Origin of the sequence: Polaribacter sp. IC073 (assembly GCF_007997075.1) — a bacterium.
GTDB lineage: Bacteria > Bacteroidota > Bacteroidia > Flavobacteriales > Flavobacteriaceae > Polaribacter.
Window position 1 is genome coordinate 170,305 of record NZ_VORS01000006.1, and the last position, 24,781, is coordinate 195,085.

Genomic DNA, 24,781 nt, shown 5'->3' on the forward strand with positions numbered 1-24,781 from the left:
AATAAGCGTTATTGCGAGGAACGAAGCAAGCTGTTTTTAGTTTTACACTACTCTTATTAACACTAAATAAATCTCTAAAAATAACTAATAAAAAGATATAGTGAAAAGCAGGAAATAGCTTCTAAAAAAATTAATTGGTCACTTCTATCAACTTATTTCTATAGGCAGTTAATAATTTAGATTTAGAAATAAAGCCCACATATTTTCCGTCTTTAACAACAGGTAAATTCCAAGCATTGCTATCTTTAAATTTCTTCATAATTTCTGTCATTTTATCCTTATCTACTTGAATAATTTCTGGTGGGTTTTGCATTACATCTCTTGCAAAAACCGTTTTATATAAGGTTTGATCAAACATAATGGGTCTTAAATCGTCCAGTAAAATAATACCAATTAATTTTTTATCCTTTTCGCTAATAACAGGAAAGATGTTTCTATTCGATTTTACAATCGCCTTTTTTATCATGTCTTCTAAACTCATATCAGGATAAATAGACACAAAATTATTTTCTATAACAGAATCAATATCCATTAAAGTTAGTACTGCATGATCTTTGTCGTGCGTAATTAACTCTCCTTTTCTACCTAATTCCATGGCATACACAGAATACGGATGCACATATTTTGCAATTGAATAGGCAATTGCAGCCGTTAACATTAAAGGGATAAAAAGCTCATAACCGCCTGTTAACTCTGCAATTAAAAAAATTGCGGTTAATGGTGCGTGTAAAACACCAGCCATTAAACCAGCCATCCCAACTAAGGTAAAGTTACTTTCTGAAACCTTATAAATACCAGTGGTATTAATTATTTTAGCGACACAGTTTCCCATAACACTTCCCATAAAAAGTGTTGGCGCAAAAATACCTCCTACGCCACCAGCGCCAAAAGTTAGTGCACTTGCAATTATTTTAAAGAAAACCAAACCAAGTAACAATAAAATAACAACCCACACATTTGTTAAATCTAAATTCATAAAATTGTTTCTCAGCGCTTCTTCTGGGTTTCCTGCAAGAAGGTTGTTAATTACCTCAAAACCTTCACCATACAATGGCGGAATAAAGTACACTAGAACACCTAAGCCAATACCGCCAATTAAAAGTCTTTTTATTGGCGAAGCTATTTTATCGAAAAAATTCTGAATGCGATCATAAACTTCTGTAAAATAAATAGAAACCAAACCTCCAATGACACCTAAAATTATAAAAAAAGGAACGTCTGTTATTTTAAACGCATCTTCAATTTTAAAAGGAAGTAAAACATCTGATCCAAAAAAGAAATAAGAAGTAATAATTGCAGACAATGAGGCTAAAAGTAAAGGCAACATAGAAGCAATTGTTAGGTCTAAGCTAAATACTTCTATTGCAAAAATAATAGCTGCAATTGGCGCTTTAAATATAGAAGATAATGCACCTGCCGCCGCACAACCAATTAACAAACTTCTTGTAGCTTGATTTAGATGAAACAACCGCGCAACATTAGAACTTATTGCAGCTCCTGTTGCTACTGTTGGTCCTTCTAACCCTACCGAACCACCAAAACCCACGGTAAGTGGCGCTGTTAAAACAGATGCCAACATTTGGTACCGTTTCATAATTCCTTTTCTTTTTGATATTGCAAAAAGGGTTGATGGAATTCCGTGGCTTACCTTATTTCTAATTACATATTTTATAACAAAATACACAATTGTTAAACCAATAATAGGAAATAAAAAGTAAAAAGCATTGTGGTAATAGCGTACCAGATTTCCTTCTAAAAGATGTTGAAAAAAGTGTGTTAAATTCTTTAAAATGACAGCACCAACTCCGGCTAAAAAGCCTACTAGAATACTTAGAATATAAATAAACTGACGTTGAGATATGTATTTATATCTCAATAGTAGCATTTTTTTTAAGTACTTATTTTTAACCGACATTCTTAATTTTGTGCGTTTTTTGATAAAATATCTGTTCCTAAATAAACATTGTCTTTATTAAAATACCAAGCTCTATTTTTTGGCATTTTAATAGTATTTATTGTTTCTAAACCTGATAATAAAATATATTCTCCATCCTTTTTAGTTTCATCTTTAAAAAACTGATAGACTTCCATCGCAAATGTTTTTGGGTCGAAATAGAAATACCAAGTATTTTTACCAACTTGTTGATTATAAGTTGCTTTTAAAACAAAGTATGCTTTCCCTTTGAAGGTTTTCTTTTCTACTTTCTGATGAATAATTGTGCCTTCATCTTTTAGTTTCATTGGCAAACCATACAAATAGGTGTAATAATTTTTCATGAATTTAGCACGTTTGCAACTTAAATTGTGCTTCTTTTTTAATTCTTCAGACGGATTCGTATTCCCGTTAATGGCAATACTACAATCTTCTTTATGCACTGCAAATTCCGTAATAATCGTATCTCTTACTGCTTTTACAAAAAAATATTGTTCTGGTAAATTGATACGAATTCTACTTTTTCTTGGCGTATTTTTCGGGGTTTCCATCGTTACAAACAACTCACCTTCAAATGTTTGCCAATGCCCGTTAGGATCATGAAATTCAATTGCTTTTTCTAATAATTCATCACCTGTTATTTCTTGAGAAAATGAAATTACTGAGGTGAAAAATAGTAGAAATATGATGATGTTTTTCATAGATTAAAAGTAAGTAAAATTTAAGACAAAAAAACCTCACAGGTTTTAGATACTGAAACAAGTTCAGTACAGGTCTGTGAGGTCTATATATTTTAAAATTATTTTTATTCCTGAATGTCTAATTTCAAGCTTAATTCTTTCAACTGCGTATCATCTATAAATGCAGGCGCATCAATCATTACATCTCTACCAGAATTATTTTTCGGGAATGCAATAAAGTCTCTAATTGTTTCTTGTCCGCCTAAAATAGCAACCAATCTATCCAATCCGAAAGCCAATCCACCGTGAGGCGGCGCACCATATTCAAAAGCATCCATTAAAAACCCAAATTGTGCTTTTGCATCAGCATCAGAAAAACCTAAATGACGCAACATTGTAGCTTGCATTTGTTTGTCGTGAATACGAATAGAACCACCACCAATTTCATTACCGTTTAAAACCAAATCATACGCATTTGCTTTTACGGCTCCAGGATCTGAGTCTAACAATTCCATTTGACCAGGTTTAGGAGAAGTAAACGGGTGATGCATTGCATGATAATGCCCTGTTTCTTCATCCAATTCTAATAATGGGAAATCTATTACCCAAAGCGGTGCAAATACTTTAGGATCTCTCAAGCCCAAACGTGTTGCTAATTCCATTCTTAAAGCAGATAATTGTGCTCTAACTTTATTGGTATCTCCAGATAACACACACACTAAATCACCTGGTTTTGCACCCGTAATTTCTGCCCATTTTGCTAAATCTTCTTGATCGTAGAATTTATCTACAGAAGATTTAAAGGTTCCGTCTTCGTTAACTCTAGCATAAATCATCCCTAAAGCACCAACTTGCGGACGTTTTACCCACTTAATAATATTGTCTATTTCTTTTCTTGTATAAGAATTTCCATCAGGTACAGCAAAACCAACCACCAATTCTGCGTTATTAAAAACAGCAAAATCTTTATGTTGTGTAACTGCATTTAACTCGCCAAACTCCATTCCGAAACGAATATCTGGTTTGTCGTTTCCATACAAACGCATGGCATCGTCATATAACATTCTAGGGAATTTCTCCACCTCCACATTATTCACTTCTTTTAGTAAGTGACGCGTTAATCCTTCAAAAATATTTAAAATATCTTCTTGCTCCACAAACGCCATTTCACAGTCTATTTGTGTAAATTCTGGTTGTCTGTCTGCTCGTAAATCTTCATCTCTAAAGCATTTTACAATCTGAAAATATTTATCCATTCCACCAACCATCAACAATTGTTTAAAGGTTTGTGGAGATTGAGGTAAAGCATAAAACTGACCTTCATTCATTCTCGAAGGCACCACAAAATCTCTAGCACCTTCTGGTGTAGATTTTATTAAATATGGTGTTTCAACTTCAATAAATTCTTGGTCAGATAAATATTTACGAACTTCCATCGACACTTTATGACGGAAAATTAAACTGTCTTTTACCGGATTTCTTCTAATGTCTAAATATCGGTATTTCATTCGAATGTCTTCTCCACCATCCGTTTTATCTTCAATTGTAAAAGGTGGCGTTACAGATGCGTTTAAGATTTCTAATTTAGAAACCAACACTTCTACATCTCCTGTAACCATTTTAGAATTCTTCGATTCTCTGTCAATTACAGTTCCAGTTACTTGAATCACAAATTCTCTTCCTAAAGATTTTGCTTTTTCCATCATTTCTTTTGGCGTACGTTCTTCATCAAAAATTAGCTGCGTAATTCCGTATCTATCACGTAAATCTACCCAAACCATAAAACCTTTATCACGGCTTTTTTGTACCCAACCTGCTAAGGTTACTTCTGTATTTACATGCGATGCTCTTAACTCGCCGCAAGAATGACTTCTATACATTTCTTTATTTTTATATTCTTGTCTACCAATTATTCAAAGGTAGAAGTCTCATTAATTGAAGCTGCAAAATTAATCATTTTCTATTGAATATGAGTTTTTTGGGCGTTCATTTCTAAAGAGAAATGTCCCGCTTTTCGCACTCGCTTTTTTTAAACAAAAAAGAGGGCAAACAAATGCTGCAATCGGTAACGCAGAATCCGTCTAAATCTTTGTAAATTTGCGTTATGAGTATCATTAATATTCAAGAGAAATTCAAGTTATTTCAAGATCATTGGTCGCCAAAGAAAGTAGGTGAATTAAATAATCAGCAAATACTGTTAGCAAAACTAAAAGGAGAATTTGTTTTTCATAAACACGATAATGAAGACGAACTTTTTATGGTTGTAAAAGAGACTTTAGATATTGAGTTACGTGACAAAACAGTCACTCTAAAAGAAGGCGAGTTTTACATTGTACCAAAAGGAGTTGAACATAAACCCATTGCAAAAGAAGAAGTTCATGTTGTATTATTCGAACCTTTAAGCATAAAACATACAGGCGATGTTATTGCAGATATTACTGTAGAAACGTACGAAAGCATTTAAGAAATTATGAGTAAATTATATTTAGTACCCACACCAATAGGTAATTTAGAAGACATGACTTTTAGAGCCATTCGTATTCTAAAAGAAGTAGATTTTATTTTAGCAGAAGACACACGCACAAGTGGTAAACTTTTAAAACATTTTGAAATTGCTACACAAATGCACAGTCATCACATGCATAATGAACATCGGTCTATACAAGGAGTTGTAAATAGAATCAAAAACGGAGAAACCTGCGCTTTAATTTCTGATGCGGGAACGCCTGCAATTTCAGATCCTGGTTTTTTACTAACAAGAGCCTGTGTAGAAAATAACATTGAAGTAGATTGTTTACCTGGCGCAACTGCTTTTGTACCTGCATTGGTTAATTCTGGTTTACCAAACGACAAATTTGTTTTTGAAGGCTTTTTACCTGTAAAAAAAGGAAGACAAACCCGTTTTTTATTATTAGCAGAAGAAACAAGAACCATTATTTTTTACGAATCTCCTCATAAATTAATAAAAACGTTAGGGCATTTTGTAGAATATTTTGGAGCAGACAGACAAGTTTCTGTATCTAGAGAATTAACAAAAATGTTTGAAGAAACTATTAGAGGAACCGCTACCGAAGTTTTAGCACATTATACGAATAAGCCTCCAAAAGGAGAAATTGTAGTAATTGTTGAAGGGAAGAAGTGATTATTAAAAAAATATGATATAACTTATGATCATCCAAGAATTCAAAACAAAATTAAAATCAAATCCAACAGAAATTAACTTTGCAGACACCATGCAAGTAATTGAGGACAACTATCATTTTACGCCAACAACTTTTACAAATGGAGAGCTCAAAAATAGCGCCGGAGAAAATACGGGTTCTTGTAAATTATTTGCATTTGCAAAACATCAAAAATTAACAAAAGAAGAAACCTTATTTTGCTTTGGAAAACATTATAAAAATGTTTTAGAAGATGTAAATGGAACTTCGCATCTAAATATTAGAAACTTTATGAAATCTGGTTTCGATAGTTTGTCTTTTGATGGAGAAGCATTAAAATTGAAATAAGGTATACTGTAAAAAGTTCTAGTGTCATTTCGAAATGAGCTTTTTAGCGATTGAGAAATCTCATTATTATTTAGATCTTATTCAAAAGTGAGAGGTTCCTTGTCGTTCCTCTATTAAAATGACAAAAAACTGTATTTTTAGAGAATGCAAAACTTTTATCAGAAATAAAAAAATGTACAATCTACGAACCATATTTAGATTTGGGTGCAAATCCTGTTGTTACTGGGCATAAAAATTCTAAAATTGTAATTATTGGTCAGGCTCCAGGAATAAAAGTGCATACATCTGAAATTCCTTGGGACGATGCAAGCGGAAAACAATTAAGGAAGTGGTTAAATGTTTCTGATGAAGATTTTTACGATGTAGAAAAGTTCGCCATTGTACCGATGGGTTTTTGCTATCCCAGAAAAGGGAAAAGTGGAGATAAACCTCCTAGAAAAAAATGTGCTCCGCAGTGGCACCAACAATTATTTGAGTTAATGCCAAATCTTCAAATGATTCTTTTAATAGGCATGTACGCACAGAATTACTATTTAAAAGACAACGCTAAAAGAACACTTACCGAAACGGTAGACAATTATCCAGCGTATTTACCCAAGTATTTTATATTGCCGCATCCATCACCTAGAAATCGTTTTTGGCTGACTAAAAATCTGTGGTTTAAGAAAAATATAGTTCCTGAGTTGCAAGAAAGAGTTGCTACTATTATCAATTAAATAAACTATTTTTATGACTTCTAAAACCGAAGTCATGTTCAAAAAAACAATTCCTTTCCTATTTGTTTCCTTCTTTTTAATCAATTGTAAAAAAGAAGCCTCTTTAAAACTTTCATCATCAAATTATGCCGATGTAATTAACAAGAAATTTACAGGAGATTTGGCTTTTGAAACTACCGCTTTTGTTGAAAAATATTGGCGAGTTGTTGGTAACACAGGTTTTAATAAAACAATTTTTAAGATTGCAGAGAAATTAGAAAAAGCAGGATATGTTTTAGAGGAAAATGCTACCGAAAAAGACATTCTAACTTACAGAATAGAAAAGCGTCCGCTTAAAAAACCAACTTGGGAATCTGTTGATGCAACTGTAAAAATTGAAGGAGAAAGCCAACCTTTATTACAACACGCAACCAATAGAAACATGATTGCTTTAAATTCTTACAGCACACCAAAAGAAGGAGTTTCCGCAGAAGTGATTTATATAAAAGACCTAAAAAGTATTTCTAAAATTGATGTGAAAGGTAAAATTGTGTTTGCAGAAATGAGTCCGAATCGTATTTTTAAAGCGGCAATTATAGCAGGAAAAGCAGCAGGAATTATCACCTATAACAATCCTGATTATTTACAACCAAAAAAAAACACTACTTCTATTCAATTTCGTTCAATTCCTTTAGATTCAGTTAACAAATCTTGGGCAATTGCGATGTCTTTTGCTGCAAAAGAGCGTTTAAAAACATCTTTAGAAAAAGGAAAAGTGACTTTGAATGTAAAAGTAGAAACAAATATTTATCCTTCTGAAGAATTAACAATAGTTGCAGATATTAAAGGAAGCGAAAAGCCAAAAGAACGTTTGGTTTTTAGTGCACACATTCAAGAACCTGGTGCAAATGACAATGCAACTGGTGTTGGTGTTGCTTTAGAAATGGCTTCGTTAACGGCAAAATTTATCAATAGAAAAGAATTTCAACCGAAAAGAACTTTAACTTTTTTATGGGGAGATGAAATCATCTCAACTAGAAGGTATGTTCAAGAAGATTCTATTAGAGCTAAAAATATAAAATGGGGAATTTCTTTAGACATGGTTGGTGAAAATACCGAAAAAACGGGTGGTGTTTTTCTAATCGAAAAAATGCCGGATCCTAGTGCAATCTGGACGCGCGGAAATGACAAACACACAGAATGGGGTGGTTCTAAAATGCGATTAGACCAAATGAAACCGCATTATCTAAATGATTTTTTAATTGATAAGTTTAGAACACAAGGCAAAAGAGCAAACTGGTTGGTGAGTACAAATCCGTTTGAAGGCGGAAGTGATCATGTTCCTTTTTTAAGAAATAACATCCCTAGTGTTTTATTTTGGCATTTTACAGATCAGTTTTATCACACAGATAATGACAGAATTGATAAAGTTTCTAAAACTACTTTAAAAAATGTGGGAACCACTGCTTTAATTTCTGCATATACACTGTTAAATTCAGATAAAAAAACAGCAAAATCAATTTTAAGTAATTTAGAAAACGCTGCTGTAAATCGCTTAAACGAAGAATTAAAACAAAGTAAAGTTGCGGTTAATAACGGAGATTCTTTAGCGACACAAATTAAAATAATTTCTGCTTGGAAAGATTGGTATCAAAAATCTTTTAAAACAACTTTAGACATGGTTTCAAATGAAGAATACATGAGCAAAGAGATTGAAAATTCTAGAAAACTAATAGATTCTATTTCAACAACAATTATAAAAGAGCTAGAAAATAATTAATAAAAAAACTCATCAAAATGATGTGTTTTTTTATTAGTTTAATTTATCCGCTAATATTAAGAACCATCGTGTTTTCCTACTTCAAAACCATGTTTTCCTAAAAACTGATTTCCACTATCAATAGCATCTTCTTCTAAAGTAGTTCCCATAGAATCATTCCATCGATTTAAATATCCAAAAAGAGAAATTACACCTAACATTTCTACGATCTCACCTTCATCCCAATATTTGTATAATTCTTTTTTAATCCCTGTATCAACAGCATTTGGCACCATTGAAGCCGCCAAAGAAAAATCTAATGCTGCTCTTTCAGCATCTGAAAAAGCAGCGTGCATTTTATACTCCCAAATATTATCTAATTGTTCTTGTTCTGCGCCATAACGTTCTGCAGCTCTAATTGCATGTGCCTGACAATATCTGCAACCAGTTGCATTGCTAGAAACCCAAGCAATCATTCTTTTTAAGGCTGAAGTAACCCTGCCTTCATTTGCCATAACAGCCTTATTTAAGTTTATAAAAGCTTTAGAAATTGCTGGTCTACGTTGCATTGTTAATACAGAATTAGGGCAAAACCCTAAAGTTTCATTAAAGAATTCTGCTAACTCTTTTGTTTCTAAATCGTATGTTGCTGAAAGAGGTGTTACTAATGCCATATTTTATTTTTTTTTATGTCCGTATCGAAATCTAATTTTATAACTTTACGAAAATATAACTTTTAAAAATGGAAATTAAACTACATTCTTATAGCTTAGAATTAAAACATACATTTACTATTTCTAGAGAGTCTCATGATTTTCAACCTTCGTTAATTGTTGAGTTAATTGATGGTGATTTTAGAGGGTTTGGAGAAGCAACGTCTAATCCGTATTACAACATTACTGTAGAAAACTCAAAAGCAATTATTCAAGAGAACGCCTCTTTTATTAAATCTTTATCTACCGAAGAACCTAGTATCTTTTGGAAAAAACTACAACCTCTTTTTAAGAAAAACATGTTTGCTTTATGTGCTTTAGATATGGCATTTAATGACTTACAGGCTCGTAAACAAGGTAAAAAGTTATATGAAGTTTGGGGATTAAATATTGATAAAAATCCAATGACAGATTACACCATTGGCATCGATTCTATTGATAAAATGATTTCTAAAATGAAAGAACTTCCTTGGCCAATTTATAAAATAAAATTAGGCACAAAAGATGATATAAAAATAGTAACAGAATTAAGAAAACATTCTGATGCTATTTTTAGAATTGATGCAAATTGTGGTTGGACCGCAAAGGAAGCAATTGAAAATTCATTCAAATTAAAAGAACTTGGTGTTGAGTTTTTAGAACAGCCTTTAAAAGCCGATGACATAGAAGGTGCTAAAAAATTATACAAAAATTCTGCATTGCCAATTATTGCTGATGAAAGCTGCATTGTAGAAAGTGATGTAGAAAAATGTGCTGGATTATTTCATGGTGTAAATGTTAAACTTACAAAATGCGGTGGTGTAACTCCCGGTAAAAGAATGTTAGAAAAAGCAAAAGAATTAGGTTTAAAAACCATGGTGGGCTGTATGACAGAATCTACTGTTGGTATTTCTGCAATTGCACATTTATTGCCATTATTAGACTATGTAGATATGGATGGAAGCTTGTTATTAAAGACAGACATAGCAACAGGAATTACCATAAATAATGGTGTAATTTCTTATGCTGATGAAAACGGAACTGGCGTAACTTTACTTTAAAGATGCAGTTAGATAAAGCCCCAAATACTGCTGTACTTATAAACAATATTGAACATTTATATTTTAGCGGAACTTCTTATTTAGGAGTTGCAGCATTGCCCGAATTTCATGAAATTATTATTAAAAACATTAAAAATTGGGGAAGTGCCTTTGGTAGTTCTAGAAATGCAAATGTTAAATTAAGCATCTACAACAAAGCCGAAGAATACCTAACCAATTTTTTTAAAACAGAAGATTGCGTAACTGTTTCATCGGGCACTTTTGCTGGCTTATTAACGCTTTCTACGTTAGAAAACATAGTTGCTTCTTTTTTTTACATGCCAAAAACGCATCCTGCAATTCTGCCTAAAAATGCACTTCCTGTTTTTGAAGATAATCGTTTACATAACCTTCTTCTAAATACTGAAAAAGAAACCATTTGTATTGTTGTTGATGCAATTCCTGCTTTAGAAACCAAACCTTTTAATTTTGATTTTTTACAAAAAATTTCATCAGCAAAAAAAGTGATTCTTTTAGTTGATGAATCTCACAGTTTGGGTGTTCTGGGTGAAAATGGAAACGGCATTTCTTCTAAAATTAAAATAAATGAAAATATCGAAGTTATTCGTGTTTCTTCCTTAGGAAAAGCTTTTGGAGTGAATGGTGGTGTGATTGCTGGAAGTAAAAAACTCATCAATTTAATTAAAGAGAATCCACTTTTTATAGGAAGCGCTCCCATGAATCCTGCATTTTTAGCAAGTTTTTTAAACGCACAAGAATTATATAAGAATCAATTTCTAAAATTACAAGAAAATTGCAAATATGTATACAAGCATCTTAAAAATTCAAAGAAAATTACTATTTCAGAAAACTATCCTGTTTTCTATTTGAATGATGATAAAATTGCTGAATTTTTAGTATCAGAAAAAATTATTATTACTAGTTTTTACTATCCAACATCAACCAAAAAAATTAATAGAATTGTATTGAATGCAAATCATACTAAAAAACAGTTGAATTTGTTGATAAATTCAATTTAATCCTTAAAACCTTTTCTTATGAAAACAACAAAATTTCTTGTATTGTCTTTATTAATTACAGTTTTCTCATGTAATAAAAGCGTTGAAATTATAGATAAACCTATAGAATTTGGTGATTTAAGAAAAAAATTAAGCTTGGAGTATATGAACACTCATTATGGAATTACCCAAGATTCTCCAACGATAGAACCAAAAATAATTGTACTACACTGGACTGCTATTCCTACTTTAGACGCCTCATTTAATGCATTTGTAAATACAGAAATCGGAAGTCATAGAACTAAAATCAACACCGCAAGCAACCTAAACGTATCGGCTCAGTTTCTGGTTGATTTAGATGGAACAATTTATAGGTTAATGCCGGAAAACTTTATGGCAAGACACGTTATTGGACTAAACTACAGTGCCATTGGAATAGAAAATGTTGGAGGAACAGATTCGACTCCTTTAACAGCAAAACAAGTAGCCGCTAACATTTGGCTTGTTACTTACTTAAAAAACAAATATAACATCGATTATCTAATCGGTCATTATGAATATACTAATTTCGAAAATCATGAATTATGGTTAGAAAAAGATAGTGGCTATAGAACTAAAAAAACAGATCCTGGAAAAGAGTTTCTTTTAAAAATTAAAAATGCTACGAAACATTTAAACTTTAAAGAAACGCCAAATTAAACAGCAAATCTTATTTTAGTTGGTAAAAACAAAATCCACTAAGAACTAGTTCTTAGTGGATTTTATTCTATAATTAATTAAAAGATTCTATTCAGCTACATTCCACCAAAGAGGCGTTGTTAGTCTAACATTGGCCGTATTGTCTGGCATATTTTCATAATTTCTATCTTCTTCATTATACTCATACATCATTCCTTGAATCCAATCATTTGCACCAGGAAAAATGGTTAAGTTTACATTTACAGGACGTTCTAAACCTGGATATATCGTATTGCTGTAATCCATTCTTCTCATATCAACCCAGGTTTCTGGATCAAAAAGCAGTGTTATATACTTCTGAACCATAATATGTCCTAGTGTTATGCCAGTAGCACCTATTTCAGCATCCATTTTAGCAATATAACTTGCAGTTTCCATAGAACTTACAGAAGCTTTTTCAAAATCTGCTTGAATACCTGTTTTTAAAGCTGCATATGCACCTGGTTTGTCTCCTTTTCTAAATCTTGCCTCAGCTTCAATATATTTAACCTCACTAAAAGTCATCATATATGTTGGTGCTGTAGCGCTTGTATAATGCCCTCCATTTCCTAAAGAATAATTATCACCTCCTGTAGCGTTATCTGGCAAAGGTCCTTCTCCCGTTCTAACTCCTTGATATCCTCCATTTATAGCTTCTGGCACAATTATTTTAAGACGAGGATCTTCATAAGCAGTTGGCAGGTTCAATGAATTTTTTAATAATTCTACAAAAAAGTGTGAGAAATAATCAACTCTTGAGCTTCCATAACCTCCTGCAGCATAAGGTTGACGATCATTTTCTGCATCGCCACCACCGTAACTTCTAAAGGCATTATCTGCGTTAGATTGAAGTGCTTTCGCACATGCTTCTATAACTGCATCAGCATCATAGGCCATATCTCCAGAACTTTTTTTAGATAAATGATTTAAATAACGTGCCTTTAAAGCGTACGCCAATCTTGTCCATTGCTCTTTATTTCCGTTGTAAAAAACATCTCCTCCATTTGCATTTAACTCAATTTCACTTGGTTGTTTTATTTCTACAATTGCTTCATCTAGCAACTTAATAATACCTTGATAAACCGTTTTTTGATCTTCAAACTTAGGTGTTAAATTTAATGAGGATTCTCCATCATAAGTTTCCTTAAAAACAATTGAACCATATTGATCGGTTGTTGTCCCAAAACCATACGCTCTTAAAATTTTACCTACTGCTGTAAAATTTGGTGAATTGTGTTTTTTACCTAGAACTATTAAATCGGCCGTATTTGGCAATGAATACACGTAAGTATTTTGCCATAAAAAGTAGCGTCCTGTAGTAAAAGAACTACTCCATGTTTCTGAGTAATAATTAGCATTATTTTGAGAACCATTTTGTGTGACTCCTAAAATCTCTCTACTACCTCTGTAAATAATACCCGTAAACATGTTTTCAATAGCACCCTTTATACGATATTGCGGCGCTAATGATTCCGTTGTTGGTGCGGTTACAGAACTATTTACATCAAAATAATCTTCCGAACATGATAAAAATCCGATACTAATAGCTAGTATACAAATAGTATATTTTAAATGTTTCATTTTTTATATTTTAAAAAGTTAATTTAATTCCTAGATCGAAGCCTTTTGTATTGGGTGTCCCAAGATTGTCTACACCTACGGAACCAGCTCCAGGAATACCTCCACCGAAGGCATTTATCTCTGGATCTACGCCGCTATAATTTGTAAAAGTGACTAAGTTTCTTCCTGTTAGAGAAAATTCTAATTTAGAAATAGGCAAACGATTTATAGTGTTTTTACCTAATTGATAATTCAAACTTACATAACGCAAACGAGTATAAGAACCATCTTCAACAAAGTTGTCTGATAGTCTAGAATAGTAATCTTGATAATATACTTGGTCTTTAGTAACAGAGATATTATTAATTGAACCATCTGCTTTTACACCAGGAATAATAGTAGTTTCACCTCTATCTGAAGTATTAGCGCCAACACCGTAAAATGCCAATGCTGAAGCAGTAGCGTTATATACTGTATTTCCTTCTACAATGTCTAATAAAAAAGATAAACCAAAGTTTTTATACCTCATAGAACTTGAAACACCCAATGTAAAATCGGGTTGCCTGTCTACATCTGTATAAGTTTCATCTGCTAAAGTTGGGTATCCATTAGCCTCTATAAGAACTTCACCATCATCATTTTTAAGCGCTCTTTTTCCACGAAGTGAAAATAAAGAAGCGTTTAACACACCTGCACCCGCCGCAGAATTTAGAAAAGTCCATGAGTCTGATAAATAAACTTCTTTAAGCTCTCCTGGTAAATCTACCACTGTGGTTTTATTGCTTCCAAAATTAAAGTTCATAGTCCATTGAAAATCTGAAGTAGAAGGCATCAATTTAACAGATAATAATGCTTCTATTCCTTTATTTTCAATTTCACCTCCGTTTAAAGTAGCATAGAAAGTCCCTGCTGTTGGAGGAACACGTATGTCTGATAAGATTTGATTATCTGAGACACTTTTATAATAAGTGGCATTAAAACTTACTCTATTATTTAAAAAATTAGAATCAAAACCTATTTCCCAACTATTTGTAAATTCTGGTTCTAAAGCTGCATTTCCAACATCTACTCCATTGTAAGCATAACCCGTACTACCAAGTCCGTTTATTTGAGTTACTAAATAACTTTCTAACTGACCTATTGGCGCATCCTTACCTACTTGTGCCCATGTACCTCTAAGTTTTAAATAACTTAAACCATTACCTTCTGATTTAATATTGAATAAATCGGTAAGAACAGCAGAACCACCAACAGAAGGATAAAAGAAAGATCTGCTCTTAGACGGCAGTGTTGATGACCAGTCATTTCTACCAGTTACGTTTAAAAATAATGCTTGTTTGTATCCTAGTTTTATTTCACCAAAAACACCTACATTTCTTTTTCTTGAAATACGTTCTGTTATACTTTGATTTTCTTTTGAAATATTGCTTATATTATAAATACCTGGTGCCAAAAAATCTTTACCTGTTAAATAATCTGTTTTAACATTACTGTCTTCAATAGTATTACCTGCTAGTAAATTCAATTCAAAATTACTTGATATTTGAGTATCATAGGTCGCAATAAAGTTTGAGGTATACTTTTTATAAAGCCTTTCGTATTGTGATATATAACCACCACTTCTAGTGTCATTTAATGAACCATTTGCAGTTATTCTGCGGCTATGTTGATCATAAATATCTGCACCAAATTTATAAGACAGATTCAAATTTTTATTGATGGCATAATCCAAACCTAAAGAACCTATAAATCTATTTAACTCGTTCGTATTAGGGCTATTCTCTAAACTCCAGTAAACATTGTCAAATTCCTGTCCTGTATAAAAACCTTTTTGAGCTCCGTCTGCATCTTCATAGTCTTTTGCATTTACTGTAGATGGGTAGTTTAACAAACTCGTAATACTACCACCTGTTGCATTTCCTTGACGCGTGCTATTAATATTTGTTCTAATATAGTTTCCAGAAATTCCTAAAGTAAGCTTCTCTGAAAGTTTAGAGTTTTGTGTAATTCTAAAAGTTGTTTTATCATAAGACGTTGTTGGAATGACTCCTTCATTCGCTAAATTTCCTATTGAAAAATACGTATTGCTTTTTGCAGCACCTCCAGAATAACTTAAAAAATGATTTTGAGTTACTCCTGTAGTGTAAAAATCTTTTATATGATTGTACGTTTTTGTTCCTGAAGGAATTTGTTCCCCCCATGATAAAGGGCTATCATCATTATAAATAACACCTCCACCTACTTGAGGGATTTGTTCTCCTTTTCCGTAATTTCTTTGAATTGATGGAGTTCCAATAATATTATCAACTGAAAGAGAAGAAGATAAAAATACTTTACTTACACCTTCTCTACCTCTTTTAGTTGTTATAATAACAGCACCTTCCGCAGCCTGTATACCGTATAATGCAGCAGCAGCAGGCCCCTTAAGCACCGTTATGCTCTCTATATCTTCTGGATTTAAATCGGATGCTCTGTTTGTACTTGCAACCTCTAAACTAGAATCTGTAGAATTGTCAATTGGCAAACCATCTACAATCATAAGTGGTTGATTGTTTCCTGTAATAGATGTTCCTCCACGAATCATTATAACAGAAGAAGCCCCAGGCGCACCACCAGAACTGGTTATAGTAACACCAGATACTTTACCCTGTAAAGTATTGACTAAGTTGTTTTGATTTCCTTCTAAGAGTTCTTCTGATTTTAATGCTTGTGCAGCATACCCTAAAGATTTCTTTTGCCTTTTTATACCAAAGGAAGTCACAACAACCTCATCTAGTGCATTAGAGTCTTCTTCTAAAACTACATTTAATAAAGACTTACTTATTATAATTTCTTTGGTTTTGTACCCCATATAAGAAAAAAGTAGTACATCTCCCTTAACAGCTTTTATTGTGTAAACTCCATTAAAATCTGTACTTGTTCCTTTAGTTGTCCCCTTGACTAGGACACTTACCCCTAATAACTCTCCTGAACTATCTGACACTTTACCCTTTACAGTTATCTCTTGTGAATAAAAGTTAACTGTTAGTGTGAAGCATAGAATAGTTAAAATAACTAGCTTTTTTTTCATGAAAACGTTTTTTTATTGATTAATAATTATTTTATAAAAGTATGCAAAAAAACATATTTATATCAAAAAAAAAGCGAAAACAACATAAAGTTAATAGTTATACTTTAAAAACGGCAAAAAAAATGCAACATATCGCAGTATATAAAAAGAAACTATGCTACAAAATAAATAAAGTAATCCTAAAAACGTTACTTTCTAAGTAAACTAAAATATCCTATTTTTTCTATTGAAACTCCATTTATATCTGTTAAAATAGTACTGAACCAATAACTATTAGACGGTAGTTCTTTTCCTTGATAAGTTCCGTCCCAACTTCTATTTTCTTCATCAATAGTAAAAAGCAATACTCCGAATCTATTGTAAATAGAGATACTAGAAGTGGTATAAAAATCTTTATGATAACCATTAATTTCCCAAAAATCGTTTACCCCATCTCCATTGGGACTAAAAAATTTAGGATATTCTAAAATAGAAAAACGGTATTCTGCTATTCCGCAACCTCCTTTATCTGCGACAAATAAAGTATGAATTCCTGGTGATAAGTTTTCAAAAAAAACATCAGTGGTGTAGCTTCCAGATTCCTCGTCAATGGAAAATTCATAAATTCCAATGCCTAAATTTAGCGGTACAATTTGTATTGAATTATTACTAGAGTTTTCAGTAATTATTACATTCTCTTTTGTGATTGTTGCTATTTCAGAATTTCTAACGATAATTATTTTCTCATCAGATTCACAACCAGCTTTAGAAACTGCTTTCACTTTATACCTCCCTACTTCATTTACATTTATTTCGGATGTATTGCTAGATAAAGGCAAAGTATCTTTTGTCCAGTTGTACGTATAATTACCTTCAAAATTGATCGTTTTTAGAGTCACTGAGCCAATATCATTACACAAAACATAGGTTTCTTTTTCTAATTCAAAATAAGGAATTGTAGCATCTACAGTTACAGTTACTTTTGTTCTTTTAGCAGAAATACAACCATCAATATTTGCTTCTGCATAATAACTAGTTGTAGAGGTTAAAGGTAGGGTTGTAAAATTTTCTCCAGTATAAAGAGAAGTCATACTTGTTTCAGAAGCATACCAATTTACTTCTCCTGCAGAAGTTCTTGCCATTAAATCTCCAGAACCCGAACAAATTAAATCGTCTTTGATACTTCTAATAACCGGTCTTTTATTTACAGTAACATTTACTGCCGTTCTTTCTAATGCTGAACAACCGTCTACAGAAACTGCAGCATAATATATTTTTGAAGAGGTTAATAATGGTGTTGTATAACTATTTCCCGAAGAAGGCAACTGCATCCCTCCAGTTTCAGCATCAAACCACAAAATAATTCCTTCACTTGGTGTTGCACTAATTGTGGCAATACCAGACTCACAAATTATAGCCTCTGTTGTTGATGAAATTTGTGGAATGTAAATATTTGTAGTAGCTACAATATTTAAAGGCAAGTCTCCTGGCGTACCATACTCTACGATATATCCTTTAGGAAAATATGGACCACGCGCACCACCTCCATTTGGTAAATCATTCCAAGCACCAGATATTCCAATAGAAGGATCAGTAATATGTGCATAATGTTCATTTTGACCAGCATTATTAGGTTCGTTATTATTCCATTTTGCATATTTTCCTGCAGGAGAAGAACCATTTGCTTTCCCGTTCCAAAATATAGTTCCAGCTTCTGGGCCTGTAACCCATTTCCAAACACCTTCTTCCTCTATATCATTTCCTCCAATCCAACCAGAACCAGATGCTTGTTTCCCTGCAAAATCGGCTTCCTCTTGGCTTGTTAATGTTGCCAAATAACCTTGTCTTCCATAATAAAGCGGTCTGTTTTCTGCTGCATTTTTAGCATCTGTCCAAGTAATTCCTTCTTCTGAAACAAACTCATAAAAATGATCTGTTGATGGCAGATAATTGGCATCATCAATAGTTAAAGAAAATGTCTTTTTCTGTGTAACGTTTGTTGCGGTGGTTGTGAAAAAAACATCTTCTACAGCTTCTTTTAATTCTGAATGTGAAATCTCTGTTCTACCTATTGGGGTTAAAATTAGCTTGCCCTCAAGATCATTCCAAACTTGTTTAATAGAAGCTGAGTAACTTAAAGGAAGTGCTAGTTTATCTGAATTAATTTGATATCCAGAAGAAATCTGAATGTAAAAGACTGCGACTCCTGTGTCATCTAAATCTGAAATTGTAAAATCTGTAACAATGTCTATGGGACTTCCAATACAAAAGGCTTGTTCTCCTACTGCTGTAATTTGTGGAGCACTGTCGGTTTGAGCAGAAAAAAAAGAGATAAAAAACAGACTAAAGAAAACAAGAGTCTTATATTTAGTCTTTATAGATAATTTAATCATTTACTTATAAGGGTTTTCTTATTTTTGTATAACAGCACAATTTAATACTTCATTTTTAAAAAATAGAATTTATGGCTAATAATATCGTTACCACAGTTTGGACAGAAAAATCACAATTTGAAACAGATAATCCAAGTGGAAGTAAACTTACAATGTTTGATAAATCTCAAGACAATGGAGATGTTGTTGGTTTTGCTCCTAAAGCTTTAATGCTTTCTTCTTTGGCGGGTTGCTCTGGTTTAGACGTAGTTTCTTTATTGGAAAAAATGCGTGCAGAAGTTGCCGATTTTAAAATTGAAGTTACTGCAGAATTAACAGATGAACATCCTAAATTTTACAATAAAGTAAAAGTAGATTACCATTTTTCTGACAGTGAATTACAACCAGAAAAAATACAAAAAGCAGTGAACTTATCGGTAACAAAATATTGCGGAGTGATGGAAATGTTTCGTCAGTTTGCAGATGTAGAAATAGAAATTCACTTGCATAAAATTTAAAGTACATCAAAAATAATGCTATGAGATGGACTTTAAAACCAGTACCGAATAAAGAAAAAGTAGAAAAATTAGCCGAAGATTTACAAGTAGATATTGCGATCGCTGAAATTCTTTGTCAGAGAAATATTGAAACTTTTGAAGAAGCTAAAAAATTCTTTAGACCAAGTTTAGAGGAAATTCACGATCCTTTTTTAATGAAGGATATGGATCTTGCTATTGAAAGAATTGAAACTGCCATTGCGAACAACGAAAATATTTTAGTTTTTGGCGATTATGATGTAGATGGAACCACTGCAGTTTCTTTAGTTGCTTCATATTTAAAAACGATTCACCCTAATATTGCAACGTATATTCCTGATAGATACGCAGAAGGTTACGGAGTTTCTTATATGGGAATTGACTTTGCACATGACAACGATTTCTCTTTAATTATTGCGCTAGATTGTGGTATAAAAGCAATTGAAAAAGTAGCCTATGCAAAAGAGAAAAATGTAGATTTTATTATTTGCGACCACCATAAACCAGGGAATGAAATTCCGAAAGCTGTTGCTGTTTTAAATGCTAAAAGAGACGATTGTTTTTATCCGTTTGATGAGCTTTGTGGTTGTGGCGTTGGGTTTAAACTAATTCAGGCTTTAGGTGTTTCTAGAGGTCAAACTATAAAAGATTTTGTACCGTATTTAGATTTGGTTGCCACTGCAATTGCTGCGGATATTGTTCCCATGAATGGCGAAAATAGAGTTTTAGCTTATTATGGTTTGCAAGTAATTAATCAAAGTCCTAGAAACGGAATTAAGGCAATCATTCATCAAACTAAAAAGTCTGAATTAACAATTACCGATGTTGTTTTTACGATTGCACCAAGAATAAATGCTGCAGGAAGAATGAAACATGGTAATTATGCAGTTGAACTTTTAACAGAAATGGATTTTGATTCTGCCGTAGAATTTGCTGCAGCGATAGAAATTTTTAATGCTGATAGAAAAGATTTAGATAAGAAAATTACAAATGAAGCTTTAATTCAAATTATAGATAATGAGGAGGAACAAGGCTTCTCTACAGTAGTGTTTCAAGAAGATTGGCACAAAGGAGTTATTGGTATTGTGGCTTCTAGATTAATAGAAAAACACTACAGACCTACGTTAGTCTTTACAAAAAGCGGTGAGAAGCTGGCTGCTTCTGCACGTTCTGTAAAAGGTTTTGATGTCTATAATGCCTTAGAGGCTTGCAGCGAATTCATAGAACAATTTGGCGGACACAAATATGCTGCGGGTTTAACCTTATTACCAGAAAATTATGAGAATTTTAAAAAGAAGTTCGAGGAAGTTGTAGAAAGAACCATCGATAAAGAATTATTGACTCCAGAAATTTCCGTGGATGCAGAAATACATCTATCTGAAATTACTCCTAAGTTCTTTAGAATTATTCAGTTAATGGCGCCTTTTGGTCCTATGAACATGAAACCTACTTTTAAATCTACTTGTGTTAGAGATAATGGATATGGCAAACAAGTTGGCGCAGATAAAACACATTTAAAACTGAATGTCTTTCAAGGTGATAATAAACAAACGTTTAATTCTATTGGTTTTAATTTAGGCGGTAAAATGGACTTGGTTCAAAATGATTTTGATATTGTCTATGCTTTAGATGAGAACGAATGGAACGGTAGAAAAACGATTCAATTATTGTTGAAGGATTTGAAGTAAAACGAATCTATCTTAAATTCATTTTTCAAACGCTCCTCATTCCGACAGAGAGAAGTATGAACGACGAGGAATCTTGTGAACTATATCTATTTAACTTTGAGATTCCTCAATCGACTAAAAAGTCTCATTTCGGAATGACATTTTGAGTTTTAATTATAATTTAGTAGGATGTTTCCTAACGCTCGTCATTCCGACAGAGAGAAGTGTGAACGACGAAGAATCTTATGAGTTATAATCAATTTAACTTTGAGATTCCTCAATCGACTAAAAAGTCTCATTTCGGAATGACAATTTTGAGTTTTAATTATAATTTAGTAGGATGTTTCCTAACGCTCGTCATTCCGACAGAGAGAAGTGTGAACGACGAGGAATCTTGTGAACTATATCTATTTAACTTTGAGATTCCTCAATCGACTAAAAAGTCTCATTTCGGAATGACATTTTGAGTTTTAATTATAATTTAGTAGGATGTTTCCTAACGCTCGTCATTCCGAAAGAGAGAAGTATGACCGACGAGGAATCTTGTGAACTATATCTATTTAACTTTGAGGTTCCTCAATCGTCTAAAAGTCTCATTTCTGAATGACATTTTGAGTTTTAATTATAATTTAGTAGGATGTTTCCTAACGCTCGTCATTCCAACAGAGAAAAGTATGAACGACGAGGAATCTTATGAATTATAATCAATTTAACTTTGAGATTCCTCAATCGACTAAAAAGTCTCATTTCGGAATGACATTTTGAGTTTTAATTATAATTAATAGAAATTAATTCTATTTAGAATATGCTTAAAATTTAGATTATAACTTTCTCAGAAATAAGAAATAACCAGCAAAAAGTCTAGCCCTGATTGAAACGGCATCCTTTTTTACTGTCAGTTCGAGTGAGTTTTGAAGAATAAAAAAAATTATACCGTGAAAAGATTTAGTGAAAGCAGGAAATAGCTTCAAAAATATTTTTTTGAAATAAAAACCTACTTCTAAATTAGAAGTAGGAAAATTGCTATGAAAAAGATATGACAAGAAGTTTCTTATCATGTTCCCTAAGACGTTCATTTTTAATAAAACTTACACTTTACTGTAAAATACTTTGAATTAACTCTCCCTAGACATTAAAACCATTTTCAACTCCATGTACGTAATGCCTGCATCTACTTTTTCTTTAAGAGCTGTTAAGCCCTTTACGTCACCAGCTTCTTCAATTTCATTTCTAATTTTTTTATAGCGTTTTAACGTTATTAATTCTAAAACATCTATATCGCCAGTGGTAATATAATTTGCTAAGTGATTTTCTATAGTACCTATAGTTAAGCTTCTTTCTTTCGCAATATCTTTTATTGAAAGTCCGGTTTTAAACAACTCATAAGTAATCTGCTTGGTTGGTTTTTTGTCTTCCTTTTTTTGTTCGTTTAATTTATTTATTCCGTTTTCATCACAATATTTATTGATCACTTCTAAAATTTCTTCGCCATATTTAGCAACTCGAACTTTACCCATTCCAACAACTTTTAACAACTCTTTTTCTGTTCTTGGAAGAATATCACACATTGCATACAGCGTTTCTTGTGTAAATATTTGAAAAGCAGGTATACTTTCTGCTACCCTAATTCCGTCTCTTAATTCTCTTAATTTTAAAGCTAAAATTGGATCTCGTTTAGAAATTACTTTCTTCTTTTTTGTAGGTTCAGATTTTTGTAAAACGGCTTTTGCTCGTACTTTTAAGTATTCTTGTACTTTAAAACCATCTGACATTTTCTGAAGTGCAAAAAGTTTTTCTAACAACTTTTCTTGCAACGAATCGAACTGTTTAGAAAAGTCCTTTTTTACAGCTTGATTATCCGTAGAAAATGTAACAGCATTTAAAGGTTTTAGAATATTCCCTTTTGTTTGTGTCACAAAATAAGCTAGCGCTTTAATAAATCTTTCTTGAATTGAAGAACTATTTTCTGGGAGAATAGTATCCTCTGAAATCGCATTTAATTGATTTTTAAATCCGTTAGAAACTTTCATTAAAGCCACTACTCCATCATCTTTAATGGTTTGTAAATGATCTATAACATCTCCTTTTATACTTGTTCTATTTTTGTAATAGATATCTATTAATCGAGATATTGGATATAAAAAGGGTTGATAATCGAACAATTCTGAAATCAAATTCAACTGAAAATTTTTCTCAGATTGGTTTAAAATACGTTCGTCTGGGTGATTTTCTTCAACACTTTCATTAAAAACACTTACGGTTCTATCATTTATAATAGCGCTACTTGTAATTGGTGTTTTTAAAACCAAACCTTCTAAAGAGGTACATCTACTTAAGGCAACATACGTTTGCCCGTGTGCAAAAGACGCTTCTGCATCTATAATTGCTTTTTCGAATGTTAAACCCTGACTTTTATGAATGGTAATTGCCCAAGCCAAACGCAAAGGGATTTGAGAAAATGAACCTGTAATATCTTCGTTTATCTCTTTTGTTTCTTCGTTGATAGAATAATTAATATTCTCCCACTTTTCTTTTTCCGTAACAATTTCATCTATTTCATTACCACATTGCACTGTTACAGAATTGCTAGAAATATTGGTAATAACGCCTATTTTTCCGTTGAAATATCTTTTTTCTGGCGAAGAATCGTTTTTAATAAACATTACTTGCGCACCAACTTTTAATTCTAGTTTTTCTGAATTAGGAAACGCATTTTCATTGAACTTCCCAGAAACTTCCGCTTTAAAGAAAGCACTTTTAGCTTTCAGTTTATTTAGTTCAGAATTGTTAATTAAATTCGCTCTATTATTATGTGTCGTTAAGGTTATATAGCCTTCTTCTTTTGTTGGAGAAAAAGAGGGATTGTAATTTTTATTTAAAATTTTAGCAGATTCATCAGATAACGTATTTGTTCTAATTTCATTTAGAATCTTAATAAATTCTTCATTTTTCTGACGGTAAATATGTTTCAATTCTATAGAAACCACATTTGCTTCCTGGTACGCTTTCGAACTAAAAAAGTACACCGTATTGTAATGTTGTTGTAGTAAACTCCATTCATTTGGTCTTACAACTGGTGCTAATTGTTGTAAATCTCCAATCATTAAAATCTGCGCACCACCAAAAACTTTATCACGATTTTTGTAACGACGCATTACCTGGTCTATTCCGTCTAACAAATCTGCACGAACCATAGAAATTTCATCAATAATTACTAAATCTAACGATTTTATAATATCAATTTTCGTTTTCGAGAATTTACGTTGCTGATTTGTATTCGCAATTTGATCAGGTAAAATAGGACCAAAAGGCATTTGAAAAAATGAATGAATCGTTACTCCTTTTGCATTAATTGCTGCAACACCAGTTGGTGCTACAATAACCATTCTTTTTAACGATTCCTTTTTAATTTGATGTAAAAAAGTAGTTTTTCCTGTACCTGCTTTTCCGGTGATAAAAAGATTTCTATCTGTTTTATCTATAAATTGTAGGGCAAGTTCTAATTCAGGATTTTTAGCCATTTTACTTTTTGACGCAAGATAAATAATTAAAT

Annotated in this window: 18 protein-coding genes; 10 read left to right on the top strand and 8 right to left on the bottom strand. The window is 32.3% G+C overall.

Annotation, left to right across the window (positions count from 1 at the left end; genetic code table 11):
• Nucleotides 1-130 precede the first annotated feature (130 nt).
• The 3 genes from ES045_RS10440 to aspS form a co-directional block, all read right to left on the bottom strand.
• Nucleotides 131-1,885 (bottom strand): chloride channel protein, encoded by a 1,755-nt coding sequence (locus ES045_RS10440; protein WP_223267232.1) that lies wholly within the window; start codon nucleotides 1,883-1,885, stop codon nucleotides 131-133.
• Nucleotides 1,886-1,917: 32 nt separating this feature from the next.
• Nucleotides 1,918-2,634: a DUF6503 family protein gene (locus ES045_RS10445; RefSeq protein ID WP_147116210.1), complete on the bottom strand. Its 717-nt coding sequence runs from the start codon at nucleotides 2,632-2,634 to the stop codon at nucleotides 1,918-1,920.
• A gap of 104 nt (nucleotides 2,635-2,738) precedes the next feature.
• On the bottom strand, nucleotides 2,739-4,493 hold the full coding sequence (gene aspS / locus ES045_RS10450; RefSeq protein ID WP_147116212.1) for an aspartate--tRNA ligase: 1,755 nt from the start codon (nucleotides 4,491-4,493) through the stop codon (nucleotides 2,739-2,741).
• A gap of 224 nt (nucleotides 4,494-4,717) precedes the next feature.
• On the opposite strand from aspS, the gene ES045_RS10455 reads away from it, so the two are divergent.
• From ES045_RS10455 to ES045_RS10475, 5 genes are all read left to right on the top strand, one after another.
• A complete protein-coding gene (locus ES045_RS10455; protein ID WP_147116214.1) occupies nucleotides 4,718-5,077 on the top strand; it encodes a cupin domain-containing protein in 360 nt (119 codons plus the stop codon).
• Between the two features lie 6 nt (nucleotides 5,078-5,083).
• Complete coding sequence (gene rsmI, locus ES045_RS10460) at nucleotides 5,084-5,755, top strand: 16S rRNA (cytidine(1402)-2'-O)-methyltransferase (protein WP_147116216.1); 672 nt, start codon at nucleotides 5,084-5,086, stop codon at nucleotides 5,753-5,755.
• Between the two features lie 25 nt (nucleotides 5,756-5,780).
• Entirely contained in the window at nucleotides 5,781-6,122 is a 342-nt protein-coding gene (locus ES045_RS10465; protein WP_147116218.1) for a HopJ type III effector protein, read from the top strand.
• A gap of 200 nt (nucleotides 6,123-6,322) precedes the next feature.
• Nucleotides 6,323-6,838 (top strand): uracil-DNA glycosylase family protein, encoded by a 516-nt coding sequence (locus ES045_RS10470; protein WP_223267233.1) that lies wholly within the window; start codon nucleotides 6,323-6,325, stop codon nucleotides 6,836-6,838.
• Nucleotides 6,839-6,872: 34 nt separating this feature from the next.
• Nucleotides 6,873-8,597: a M28 family peptidase gene (locus tag ES045_RS10475; protein ID WP_147116221.1), complete on the top strand. Its 1,725-nt coding sequence runs from the start codon at nucleotides 6,873-6,875 to the stop codon at nucleotides 8,595-8,597.
• A gap of 56 nt (nucleotides 8,598-8,653) precedes the next feature.
• On the opposite strand, the gene ES045_RS10480 is transcribed toward ES045_RS10475, so the two are convergent.
• Nucleotides 8,654-9,250 carry a carboxymuconolactone decarboxylase family protein gene (locus ES045_RS10480; protein WP_147116223.1) on the bottom strand — a complete coding sequence of 199 codons (597 nt, stop codon included), beginning with the start codon at nucleotides 9,248-9,250 and terminating at the stop codon, nucleotides 8,654-8,656.
• 68 nt (nucleotides 9,251-9,318) lie between these two features.
• Here ES045_RS10480 and ES045_RS10485 point away from each other — a divergent pair, with 68 nt between their 5' ends.
• Genes ES045_RS10485 through ES045_RS10495 form a run of 3 tightly spaced genes read left to right on the top strand, consistent with a single transcriptional unit; the run spans nucleotide 9,319 to nucleotide 12,026 of the window.
• Nucleotides 9,319-10,329 carry a dipeptide epimerase gene (locus ES045_RS10485; RefSeq protein ID WP_147116225.1) on the top strand — a complete coding sequence of 337 codons (1,011 nt, stop codon included), beginning with the start codon at nucleotides 9,319-9,321 and terminating at the stop codon, nucleotides 10,327-10,329.
• Between the two features lie 2 nt (nucleotides 10,330-10,331).
• Nucleotides 10,332-11,348 (top strand): aminotransferase class I/II-fold pyridoxal phosphate-dependent enzyme, encoded by a 1,017-nt coding sequence (locus ES045_RS10490; RefSeq protein WP_147116227.1) that lies wholly within the window; start codon nucleotides 10,332-10,334, stop codon nucleotides 11,346-11,348.
• A gap of 18 nt (nucleotides 11,349-11,366) precedes the next feature.
• Nucleotides 11,367-12,026, top strand: a complete 660-nt coding sequence (locus tag ES045_RS10495; RefSeq protein WP_147116229.1) for a peptidoglycan recognition family protein — start codon at nucleotides 11,367-11,369, stop codon at nucleotides 12,024-12,026.
• A gap of 87 nt (nucleotides 12,027-12,113) precedes the next feature.
• Here the strand turns inward: ES045_RS10495 and ES045_RS10500 are convergent, their stop codons facing one another.
• The 3 genes from ES045_RS10500 to ES045_RS10510 all read right to left on the bottom strand — a co-directional run bounded on the left by ES045_RS10500 (nucleotide 12,114) and on the right by ES045_RS10510 (nucleotide 19,046).
• Nucleotides 12,114-13,625 (bottom strand): SusD/RagB family nutrient-binding outer membrane lipoprotein, encoded by a 1,512-nt coding sequence (locus ES045_RS10500; protein ID WP_147116231.1) that lies wholly within the window; start codon nucleotides 13,623-13,625, stop codon nucleotides 12,114-12,116.
• A 10-nt stretch (nucleotides 13,626-13,635) separates the two neighbouring features.
• Complete coding sequence (locus ES045_RS10505; protein WP_147116233.1) at nucleotides 13,636-16,674, bottom strand: SusC/RagA family TonB-linked outer membrane protein; 3,039 nt, start codon at nucleotides 16,672-16,674, stop codon at nucleotides 13,636-13,638.
• A 188-nt stretch (nucleotides 16,675-16,862) separates the two neighbouring features.
• Nucleotides 16,863-19,046 (bottom strand): T9SS type B sorting domain-containing protein, encoded by a 2,184-nt coding sequence (locus tag ES045_RS10510; protein ID WP_147116235.1) that lies wholly within the window; start codon nucleotides 19,044-19,046, stop codon nucleotides 16,863-16,865.
• A gap of 71 nt (nucleotides 19,047-19,117) precedes the next feature.
• Between ES045_RS10510 and ES045_RS10515 the strand changes: the two genes are divergently transcribed.
• Both ES045_RS10515 and recJ read left to right on the top strand, forming a co-directional pair.
• On the top strand, nucleotides 19,118-19,543 hold the full coding sequence (locus tag ES045_RS10515) for an OsmC family protein (RefSeq protein WP_147116237.1): 426 nt from the start codon (nucleotides 19,118-19,120) through the stop codon (nucleotides 19,541-19,543).
• A gap of 20 nt (nucleotides 19,544-19,563) precedes the next feature.
• Nucleotides 19,564-21,249 (top strand): single-stranded-DNA-specific exonuclease RecJ, encoded by a 1,686-nt coding sequence (gene recJ / locus ES045_RS10520; RefSeq protein ID WP_147116239.1) that lies wholly within the window; start codon nucleotides 19,564-19,566, stop codon nucleotides 21,247-21,249.
• A 1,094-nt stretch (nucleotides 21,250-22,343) separates the two neighbouring features.
• On the opposite strand, the gene ES045_RS10525 is transcribed toward recJ, so the two are convergent.
• The gene (locus tag ES045_RS10525; protein ID WP_147116241.1) at nucleotides 22,344-24,749 is read right to left on the bottom strand and encodes a helix-turn-helix domain-containing protein; all 2,406 of its coding nucleotides are present in this window, start codon (nucleotides 24,747-24,749) and stop codon (nucleotides 22,344-22,346) included.
• Between the last annotated feature and the right edge of the window lie 32 nt (nucleotides 24,750-24,781).

Coding starts and splice junctions, on each gene's coding strand:
- ES045_RS10440 (WP_223267232.1), bottom strand. CDS start 1,885: ATGCTACTATTGAGATATAAATACATATCTCAACGTCAGTTTATTTAT.
- ES045_RS10445 (WP_147116210.1), bottom strand. CDS start 2,634: ATGAAAAACATCATCATATTTCTACTATTTTTCACCTCAGTAATTTCA.
- aspS (WP_147116212.1), bottom strand. CDS start 4,493: ATGTATAGAAGTCATTCTTGCGGCGAGTTAAGAGCATCGCATGTAAAT.
- ES045_RS10455 (WP_147116214.1), top strand. CDS start 4,718: ATGAGTATCATTAATATTCAAGAGAAATTCAAGTTATTTCAAGATCAT.
- rsmI (WP_147116216.1), top strand. CDS start 5,084: ATGAGTAAATTATATTTAGTACCCACACCAATAGGTAATTTAGAAGAC.
- ES045_RS10465 (WP_147116218.1), top strand. CDS start 5,781: ATGATCATCCAAGAATTCAAAACAAAATTAAAATCAAATCCAACAGAA.
- ES045_RS10475 (WP_147116221.1), top strand. CDS start 6,873: ATGTTCAAAAAAACAATTCCTTTCCTATTTGTTTCCTTCTTTTTAATC.
- ES045_RS10480 (WP_147116223.1), bottom strand. CDS start 9,250: ATGGCATTAGTAACACCTCTTTCAGCAACATACGATTTAGAAACAAAA.
- ES045_RS10485 (WP_147116225.1), top strand. CDS start 9,319: ATGGAAATTAAACTACATTCTTATAGCTTAGAATTAAAACATACATTT.
- ES045_RS10490 (WP_147116227.1), top strand. CDS start 10,332: ATGCAGTTAGATAAAGCCCCAAATACTGCTGTACTTATAAACAATATT.
- ES045_RS10495 (WP_147116229.1), top strand. CDS start 11,367: ATGAAAACAACAAAATTTCTTGTATTGTCTTTATTAATTACAGTTTTC.
- ES045_RS10500 (WP_147116231.1), bottom strand. CDS start 13,625: ATGAAACATTTAAAATATACTATTTGTATACTAGCTATTAGTATCGGA.
- ES045_RS10505 (WP_147116233.1), bottom strand. CDS start 16,674: ATGAAAAAAAAGCTAGTTATTTTAACTATTCTATGCTTCACACTAACA.
- ES045_RS10510 (WP_147116235.1), bottom strand. CDS start 19,046: ATGATTAAATTATCTATAAAGACTAAATATAAGACTCTTGTTTTCTTT.
- ES045_RS10515 (WP_147116237.1), top strand. CDS start 19,118: ATGGCTAATAATATCGTTACCACAGTTTGGACAGAAAAATCACAATTT.
- recJ (WP_147116239.1), top strand. CDS start 19,564: ATGAGATGGACTTTAAAACCAGTACCGAATAAAGAAAAAGTAGAAAAA.
- ES045_RS10525 (WP_147116241.1), bottom strand. CDS start 24,749: ATGGCTAAAAATCCTGAATTAGAACTTGCCCTACAATTTATAGATAAA.